This is a genomic window from Clostridium sp. ZBS15 (assembly GCF_023845705.1).
Classification (GTDB): domain Bacteria; phylum Bacillota; class Clostridia; order Clostridiales; family Clostridiaceae; genus Clostridium; species Clostridium aquiflavi.
The window spans coordinates 49,802-50,631 of sequence record NZ_JAMQHY010000011.1 but is presented as its reverse complement, the minus strand read 5'-3'; the positions used below and the strand labels follow the sequence as shown (position 1 = coordinate 50,631).

Below are 830 nucleotides of genomic sequence, written 5' to 3'. Positions count from 1 at the left end.
TGCTAAAACAGAGCCTAAATAAAAAATACTAATCTTAGATAAATTTAATCATGTAATATTTATTACATTTCACTCACATTTTGTAACTAATATCGTATTTCTTCATAATATAAAATATATATAAGTATGTATTAGTTATCGAGGTATTACTATGCTTGAATCAATTTTATTAGTATCATCTATCTGTATAGATTCTTTTGTTGCAAGCATTGCTTATGGTACATCTAAAATTAAAATCCCGCCAATATCTGCTTTAATAATAAATTTGGTATCTACATGTACACTAGGTATTTCCTTATTACTTGGAGCTATCGTAAAAAAATTTTTACCAGGTAATCTGCCTATGTTGATAGGATTTGTTCTTTTAATGGGACTGGGTATATATCGTTTATTTGAATGCATATTTAAATCTTATATATCTAAGTGCTCTCAAATAGATACCCCTTTAACATTTAAATTATTTGATTTTAAATTTGTACTTGAGGTTTATGCTGATGAGACAAAAGCTGACTTTGATAAATCAAAAACTTTAAGTCCAAAAGAATCATTTTATCTAGCTCTTGCACTTTCATTAGATAGCTTAGCAGTTGGATTTGGTTCTAGTTTGACAAGTATAAATTATATTCAGGTCATAATTCTTAGTTTCATAATTGGCTTTTTAGCTGTATCAATTGGTGTTATAATTGGTAAAAAATTAGCTGACAATATAAACGTTGAACTCTCCTGGCTATCTGGTGTGCTTCTTATAATACTAGCTATTATAAAATTTCTATAAATCCTATCTATAAAAGAGCTGTATCAAAATAATTCATAAAATTATTTTAATACAG

Annotated in this window: 1 protein-coding gene; it reads left to right on the top strand. The window is 26.6% G+C overall.

What is annotated here, in order from left to right; genetic code table 11:
• Positions 1-151 precede the first annotated feature (151 nt).
• Positions 152-775 carry a sporulation membrane protein YtaF gene (gene ytaF, locus NG904_RS06070; protein ID WP_252213851.1) on the top strand — a complete coding sequence of 208 codons (624 nt, stop codon included), beginning with the start codon at positions 152-154 and terminating at the stop codon, positions 773-775.
• Positions 776-830 lie beyond the last annotated feature (55 nt).

Bases quoted from the DNA above. Each gene is read 5' to 3' on its own strand.
- ytaF (WP_252213851.1), top strand. From the start codon at position 152: ATGCTTGAATCAATTTTATTAGTATCATCTATCTGTATAGATTCTTTT.